The organism is Moorena sp. SIO3B2 (assembly GCF_010692525.1).
GTDB classification, from domain to species: domain Bacteria; phylum Cyanobacteriota; class Cyanobacteriia; order Cyanobacteriales; family Coleofasciculaceae; genus Moorena; species Moorena producens.
On the sequence record NZ_JAAHHE010000275.1, the window covers coordinates 1 to 8,352 of the forward strand.

At 44.5% G+C, this 8,352-nt stretch carries 4 protein-coding genes; 2 read left to right on the top strand and 2 right to left on the bottom strand.

From position 1 onward, the window contains the following. Positions 1-313 precede the first annotated feature (313 nt). Both F6K38_RS30865 and clpB read left to right on the top strand, forming a co-directional pair. Positions 314-1,186: a helix-turn-helix domain-containing protein gene (locus F6K38_RS30865; protein ID WP_008183262.1), complete on the top strand. Its 873-nt coding sequence runs from the start codon at positions 314-316 to the stop codon at positions 1,184-1,186. 335 nt (positions 1,187-1,521) lie between these two features. Then, on the top strand, positions 1,522-4,194 hold the full coding sequence (clpB, locus tag F6K38_RS30870; RefSeq protein WP_287358883.1) for an ATP-dependent chaperone ClpB: 2,673 nt from the start codon (positions 1,522-1,524) through the stop codon (positions 4,192-4,194). A gap of 357 nt (positions 4,195-4,551) precedes the next feature. On the opposite strand, the gene F6K38_RS30875 is transcribed toward clpB, so the two are convergent. Together F6K38_RS30875 and F6K38_RS30880 are read right to left on the bottom strand one after the other, a co-directional pair. Beyond that, positions 4,552-6,192: an MBOAT family O-acyltransferase gene (locus tag F6K38_RS30875; RefSeq protein ID WP_044492912.1), complete on the bottom strand. Its 1,641-nt coding sequence runs from the start codon at positions 6,190-6,192 to the stop codon at positions 4,552-4,554. Between the two features lie 364 nt (positions 6,193-6,556). Then, positions 6,557-8,113 (bottom strand): zinc ribbon domain-containing protein, encoded by a 1,557-nt coding sequence (locus tag F6K38_RS30880; RefSeq protein WP_008183255.1) that lies wholly within the window; start codon positions 8,111-8,113, stop codon positions 6,557-6,559. Between the last annotated feature and the right edge of the window lie 239 nt (positions 8,114-8,352).

The following is an 8,352-nucleotide window of genomic DNA, read 5'->3' on the forward strand; positions in this document are numbered from 1 at the left end:
TATTGGCGGTTGGACTGCCGCTCAATGGCTGCGGTAAATCAATACAGGATATTGAGGAACAGCAAGTCTCATTTGTGAATTTGAGAAGCCCACATCATAATCTTTGATTTGATGTGGGAGTAGTCACAAATAAGTATATTCATCTTATTTAGACTTGCTCCTGAACAATCACCCTTACAGCTTAGAAAGGCAATTGATGCTCAGCTATCTAATTCTTGTGGTACTATCACAATCTTGCTATCGCTTTTCACGTTTTTGCTGGAAACCGCCGCAACCTGAATATAATCAGAACTAGACGCACTGGACTTGGATGATGAAAAATCCTGCTATCCAACAGGCTGAAACCAATGGCTTATCCCAGAAGTCTCGCCAAACTCAAAGCTGGGAAAATATTCGAGTCCAACACTTCCAACATCCTGCTGGAGAGGGAAATTGTCATTACAATGATGAGCATACCCTTTCTATCTCCCTTGCTCCTCGTCCCGTTCGCTTGCTACAAATTCAGGCAGGCAAGAGCTACACAGGGCTGTATAAAAAAGGAGACATGTCCATTACCCCTGCCAAGACACCGTTTTTTGCTCGGTGGGACAGTGATGATAATTACTTGCAGATTCGGCTGAAATCTCAGTTTATTCAAAGTGTTGCTAGAGAAAGCCTTGAACAGAATCCCGATCGGCTAGAATTACTGCCAGAATTTCGGATTCGCAATCCACAGATTGAAGCGTCCGCAATCATGCTACTTACTGAACTTCAACAGGAATCTTCAGGCAGCACACTTTACATTGATTCTCTGGCTAACGTCTTGGCAGTCAATTTACTGAGGCAACACGCAGCTACCAAACCTCAGTTGCCAATTTACGAGGGTGGCTTACCCCTGCGTCAACTGCAGCAAATTATAGATTACATTGATACATATTTAGAGCGAGATATTAAACTGGCAGAATTAGCTCGATTGCTAGACATGAGCCAATTCCATTTCAGCCGTCTATTTAAGCAGTCAATTGGCATCTCTCCCTACCAATACTTGATACAGCAACGGGTAGAACGGGCGAAGCAGTTGTTGAAACAAAAAGACCGATTAATTGTAGACATTGCCTTAGAGTGTGGCTTCAACAGCCACAGCCACTTAAGCAAAAAGTTTCGAGAATTTACCGGCATGACACCGAAAGCATACAGAGCACATTAGTAAGCATATGCGCTACGCGCACGCGTGTGCGTTCAGCCGTCAGTTATAAGCTAATGCGCTACTTGAGGTGCTATCAGGTGCTTTAAGGATGAGTAAAACCAGCAGGGATTTTTAACCAGCCGTAGCAGTACCCCCCAGCTTGTTTACTACCGACCGTTGATTAGCTGACGGCTAAGGGCTGATAGCTGTTGGCGTAGCCTGCGCGTAGCGCATATGCTTACCAATCAAAATCTACCATTGATGAATTTCAAGCCAGACTTTCCGGATAGAGGGTGAAAGGGATTGCTATACTAACCACAGCATAGATGGTAAAAAAGCGAGATTTGTTGTAGGATATGCAGCCCACTGACGCCAACAAGTTTACAGATAAAGCCTGGGAAGCGATTGTTAAATCTCAAGATGTCGCCCGTCGCTGCAAAAATCAACAGCTGGAAGTCGAACACGTTGCGATCGCATTGTTGGAACAAGATGGGCTACCCAATCGGATTCTATCCCGTGTCACTGTTGATGTTAACCGGTTTCAGCAACAACTGGAAAATTTTGCGACGCGCCAACCTAAGGTCGCTAACCTAGACCAATTGTACCTGGGTCGTGGTTTGGATGTGATGCTCGATAATGCGGAAGCCTATCGCAAGACTTTGGAGGATGAGTATATTGCAGTAGAACATCTGTTACTGGGTTTAGCGGTGGATGAACGGGTAGGACGCCGCTTGCTCAAAACCCATAACCAGGATGCCGCCAAGCTCGAAGAGGCCATTAAAGCCATCCGAGGCTCTCAAAAGGTCACAGACCAAAATCCCGAATCCCGTTACGAAGCATTGGAAAAGTACGGACGGGATTTGACCGAAGCCGCTCAAGCCGGAAAACTTGACCCAGTGATTGGTCGGGATGAGGAAATTCGTCGGGTGGTTCAGGTGCTATCTCGTCGGTCGAAAAATAACCCCGTGTTGATTGGAGAGCCAGGGGTAGGAAAAACTGCGATCGCAGAAGGACTAGCCCAACGAATTGTGAATGGGGATGTCCCAGAATCCCTCAAAAACCGCCAGCTGATTTCCTTAGATATGGGCAGCTTGATTGCAGGTGCTAAATATCGGGGAGAATTTGAAGACCGACTTAGAGCTGTGCTTAGGGAAGTGACCCACTCAGATGGTCAAATTGTCCTGTTTATCGATGAATTGCACACCGTAGTCGGAGCTGGTGCTAGCGGTGGCACTATGGATGCAGGGAATTTACTCAAACCAATGCTAGCTCGGGGAGAATTGCGTTGTATTGGAGCAACTACCCTTGATGAATACCGCAAGCATATTGAAAAGGATGCTGCTCTAGAACGTAGGTTTCAGCAAGTCTATGTTAAGCAACCAACTGTAGAAGACACCATTTCTATTTTGCGGGGACTCAAAGAACGCTATGAAGTCCATCATGGGGTTAATATAACCGACTCAGCCTTGGTAGCAGCAGCTACCTTATCCCAGCGCTACATTACTGACCGATTTTTACCCGATAAAGCTATTGATTTGGTGGATGAGGCCGCAGCCAAAATCAAAATGGAAATTACCTCCAAGCCAGTGGAATTGGAAGCTACTGACCGCAGGCTGATGCAGCTGGAAATGGAAAAGTTATCTCTAGAAGGGGAAGATAAGCGAACCAGTACCACCTCCGCCACCTATAGTTCTGCCCAGGAACGGTTAGAGCGCATTGAAAAGGAAATTGTGGTTTTACGGGGAAAACAGGAACAACTCAATAAACAATGGCAATCGGAAAAGCAACTGTTACAAGACATCAGTGCCTTAAAAGAGGAGGAAGAACAGTTAAGGGTACAAGTGGAACAAGCGGAACGCAATTATGACCTCAATAAGGCAGCCCAGCTAAAATATGGCAAATTAGAAGCTTTACAGCGGGACCGGGAAGCTAAAGAGAGTATGATGTTGGAACTCCAATCCGGGGGTAGTGCTCTGTTGCGAGAACAAGTCAGTGAATCCGATATTGCTGAAATTGTGGCTAAATGGACCGGTATTCCCCTGAAGCGATTGCTGGAATCAGAGCGCCAGAAGTTATTACAGCTCGAAGGACATTTACATAAACGGGTGATTGGGCAAACAGAAGCCGTTTCTGCTGTAGCTGCTGCCATTCGTCGTGCTAGAGCAGGGATGAAAGATCCCGGGCGTCCCATTGGTTCCTTCTTGTTTATGGGACCAACTGGGGTCGGTAAAACCGAATTAGCTAGAGCGTTGGCACAGTTTCTGTTTGACAGTGAAGAAGCTCTGGTGCGGATTGATATGTCCGAGTATATGGAGAAACACGCAGTTTCTCGGTTAGTAGGTGCCCCACCAGGATATGTAGGGTATGAAGAAGGAGGACAACTGTCAGAGTCCGTGCGTAGGCGTCCTTACTCAGTAGTATTGCTCGATGAGGTGGAAAAGGCACACCGGGATGTATTTAACATTTTGTTACAGGTACTTGACGACGGACGAATTACCGACTCCCAAGGCAGAACCGTCGATTTCCGGAATACCATTATTGTCATGACCAGCAATATTGGCAGTGAGCATATTTTGGGAGTAGCTGGGGATGATTCCCAGTATGAGGAAATGCGCAAACGAGTGACGGAGTCTTTGCGATCGCATTTTCGCCCAGAATTTGTGAACCGGGTCGATGATGTGATCATATTCCATACCCTAACCCGGGATGAATTGCGGAAAATTGTCGGGATTCAACTCAAACGGATTGAGCGGCTGTTGGCAGAGCAAAAGATTACCCTGGAAATGTCCGAGCAAGCTCAGGATTATCTCACCGACGCTGGATATGACCCCGTCTATGGTGCTCGTCCCTTAAAGCGGGCAATTCAGCGGGAGTTAGAAAATCCCATTGCTACTAAGATTTTAGAAAATATGTTTATCGAAGGGGATACCATTTTCATTGATTGTGGAGATCAAGGGCTGACATTTAGTAATAAAGCACCCAGTAAACCAGTAACAGCTACTGAATCAGTTGTTCCAGCTGTTACTTAAGATTAGGCATCCCTTTGGGAAGAGGGAGGAGTTCATGTAGGGTGGGCAGTGCACCAGACAGATAATGAAGCTTGCAAACCACGTTGGTAGGCACTGCCCACTGTTACTTAAGATTAGGCATCCCTTTGGGAAGAGGGAGGAGTTCATGTAGGTGGGCAGTGCACCAGACAGATAATGAAGCTTGCAAACCACGTTGGTAGGCACTGCCCACCCGAAGATTAATGACAATGGTGCAAGATCTCAGTAAAACGTAAGCATTCAGCGGTCAGCGGTCAGCCGTCAGCCTTGGCCACGCTACGGGAATGGCTGATAGCTGTTCGCGTAGCGTGCGCGTAGCGCTTAAGCTGATAGCTCACCTTAAAACTGGAAGTAAAGAAATTCGGAAACTCGGTTAAGAGATAGTAGGCAAAATGTAGCGATTAAGCCAATAGCTGTGGCCCAGTACCAGCTAGGCTTGAAGTGTTTCATGATTTGCTGGGTATTAGGCAAAAAGGTAACCCCTAGGATTAGTCCGAAGAGTACCATGAAGGTCTTTTCTAACCCTATAGGTGGCAGAAGACGTTTCATATCTTGCCACTCCTGAAATTGGATGCCTAAGGGGGTTAACCAACCCAAGGTATTTTGATAAGTAGTAGGCAAGATAACCCCCTTGAGTCCTACCATTGCCTGTAATATTCCTAGACCTTCACTAATACTCGTTGCCCGAAACAATACCCACGTACTCACCACTGCTAAAAATGTCAGCATCCAGGCTAGAATTTTTGGCATCGATAGCTTCATTTGCCGCCACCTGTGATTAATCACCAGAAATAAGCCATGGAGTCCCCCCCAAATCACAAATGTCCAGCCAGCACCATGCCACAATCCTCCGAGAAGCATTGTAGCTAATAAGTTACCATATTGACGTAGACGACCGCGACGATTACCACCAAGAGGAATATAGAGGTAATCCCGGAGAAAATTGGATAAAGTGATGTGCCAACGTCGCCAGAAGTCACTGATAGATCTCGCTTTGTAGGGGGAATTAAAGTTAATCGGTAGGCGGATATTTGTGATTAACCCTAAGCCAATTGCCATGTCAGAGTAGCCGGAAAAATCGAAATACAGTTGAAAGGTATAACTCAATGCTCCCACCCAGGCTTCTACAAAGCTGAGTTGGTCACTATTGTTAAAAATAGTGGCTACCCAGGGGGATAGATTATCTGCGATCGCAACTTTTTTACCTAAGCCTAGGATAAATAGGCTTAGCCCCATTCCCATGTTTTTCCAGGAAAACAGGCTATTGCGTAACTTCTCAAACTGGGGCAATAGTTCATCGTAACGGAGAATTGGACCGGCTATGAGTTGGGGAAAGAAAGACACAAACAGGCTATAGGTCATAAAATTATACCTACACTTTTTCGTTTCCCCACGATAAGCATCAACAATATAGGCAATTTGGGTAAAGCTATAAAAAGAAATCGCTAAGGGAAGTAAGATGGTAGGAATAGTGATATTTGTCCCAAAAATATGGTTTAATGAATCTACGAAAAAGTTAGCATATTTGAAATAGCCCAAAATCGCTAGGTTAAAGCAAATTCCTATCCAAAGCAGGAGTTTAGTTTGCTGTTTATAACTAACTACTTTGGAAACTAGGTTTGAGATGTTATTGTTTTTATTGGGAGAAATTACAGCTAAATTTCCTTCCTCTCCTTCCCCTCTTCCTCTGAAGCTGATCGACATGTTATTCACGGTCGTGGGAGCCGGACTATCCTCTCCACTTCCTTCTTCTAACAAAATTACTAGCTTCTCTATCTGTTTGCCAATGACATAGTTACCACTAATTGAAATTAGGAGCAGAGGCAGATAAGCAATTTTCCAATAACCATAAAAAAATAGGGATGCTAACGTCATCCATACCCAGGTAGCTTTAACCAAACGGAAGCGACTTAAGCCAAAAAAAACCACCAGGGTAATGGGAAGAAAGCCGAAGATGAAAGCGTATGAGTTGAATAACACGGTAGATGACTCTTGGTAAGTAGGAAATGCTAGCAATATTGCTGTTTATTAACAGTCAATAATCAATATTATATAATAAATAGTTAACACTAAATAGTCAAACAAAAACAGTCAACAGTCAACACTAAATAGTCAACGGTCAACACTCAAAAAATTTTTGGATAAGGGAAAATAATTTTATAAACACCCTGCATCTCCCTTACCTTCTGCTAGTCAATGGCTCTAGCTAATGACGTCCATCTCAAAGGTTTTTGGGTAAGGGAAAATAATTTGTAAACACCCTGCATGTCCCTTACCTTGTCTAGAGATACTCTTAAACCGGGATTAGTTGGGACAAACCCGAATAAGCCGGTCAAGGTGCAATCTATTGTTGTCCGAGTGAGAGGTGGTAAGTGCGGCAATTGGAGTTGAGCCTGCCACCTGTCTTTCTGGACGTTCCTGGCATCTCGACCAGGAGTTTCTTAAAAGCCTGAGTTGTAGTATGCTTAGAATCAAGCCATCCCAGCTCGACTGCGTCAGCTAAACTCAGTCCCATACCTCCCAAGAAACGCGCGGTACGACGCAACAACACTGATTGAACCTCAGCTCTAGAAGAGTACCGAGAAATCTCCTTGTCTGTACCTCGATCAAGGATGTTTTTAGCAGCATTGTGGTCAGCCTGTAACACGACCCCATCAAATCTGGTAAAAATGTCCCCGTTTCTTTTCCCTAGCAGGGTTCCAGTCACGGAGTCAAGTTGCGACGTGTAACTAGGCTGGACTTCTATAACAACCGACCCAGTCCAATTAGCCCATTTTTGCAAAGAGTCCCTGATTACTCCTTTGATCCAACTATTAAGTTGGCGGGACATGGCTTTGGACTGGCGTTTATTTTTAAACGGTTGTGTCAAATCTAAGGCCGTTGGCCACGCTTCGCGAACAGCAAATACTTTCAATGGTTTCCCATCAAAAAGAGATTTAGAGGCGGCTCCTACTCTAGCTGTGAGTTCTGATTGATTTTTCCTGTATCGTCGATTCTCAGTTTTTCGGCTTAGGTTGTTCTCTAATATTCGAGCCGACTTAGCTGGGTCAATTTTCTCAAGCTTTCTATGAAGAGCCCAAAGCTTCCCTCTGTTTCGACTTTTAGCACAGATACGGTCAGATTTTTTGGTGATGGCCTTTCCTAATCCCTTTCCGTGAACTTGGCCATCTGAATCATAGAAAGCTTCCGTGTAGCCCTTGTCTACCCCTACATGGCGGCGTTCAACAATGGCTTTTACCTTTCCATGATTAACTAAAAAATGAACCTCAAACCTTGGCAACAACCGGTTGTATACCAGTCTAATCTGGCCTTTTATTTTTCGATTGCTTCTAACAATTACCTTGTTCCTTTTACCCTTTGTTAACCCGGCTAGTTCTAGTTGATAGGTGTTACGAGAGAGTCTTTGGCATTTGTACCCTGCCTGCTGATAAACAATTTGGTGATCAACCCAAGAATGACCTCTTTGAAATTCCTTTCTAACCAGCCTGTGTAAAAGTGGAACATTCAGAAACTCTAAAGTCTTAAGCTTCTTACAAAGCTCTTTCCTAGTCTTTTGATTCTCTTTTCCTGAGAATCTGTTGTATATCTTTTTTATTACAGCAGCAGAACAAGCTGCCTGTTGGGCTGTTATGGCTTTTGCACAGTCGTTGATTGTCCAATCCATTAGCTTGGCAGGCAACCCTAAGGTATCGGGAGTTCTAAAACTCTTAATTTCAGGGATAGCCTTCTTCCAGTCCATCCCCCAGTGATTTATGCTGCCTAGCTTATTGTAAGACTCTGCCCTGACGACTTTTAGCTTTTTCATAATAGAGAACAACTCAAGTTCAATTGACTTAGTCATCCCCACTACGGGGACAATCTGAGTCGATATTTTCTTGGTTGCTCCTATTTCTTTGGGCATCGTCAATGGTTAAGTCCTAATATTTTAGTTATACTCTAGCGCTAGCCAAACGTCAATGTCTGATTTGTAACACTAAATCCGGTTTTGTCCCGGGTTTAAGGGGTTTGAACGTTAGACCACGAGTTATATGGGTAAGTTCACCCATGCTGGCCAATGAGATCGCCCTTGAATTCTAGGAAAATAGAGTTGTTTATTTGATCATAATTATGATTGAGTGGGTGAAGGAGGTTCTCTCCATC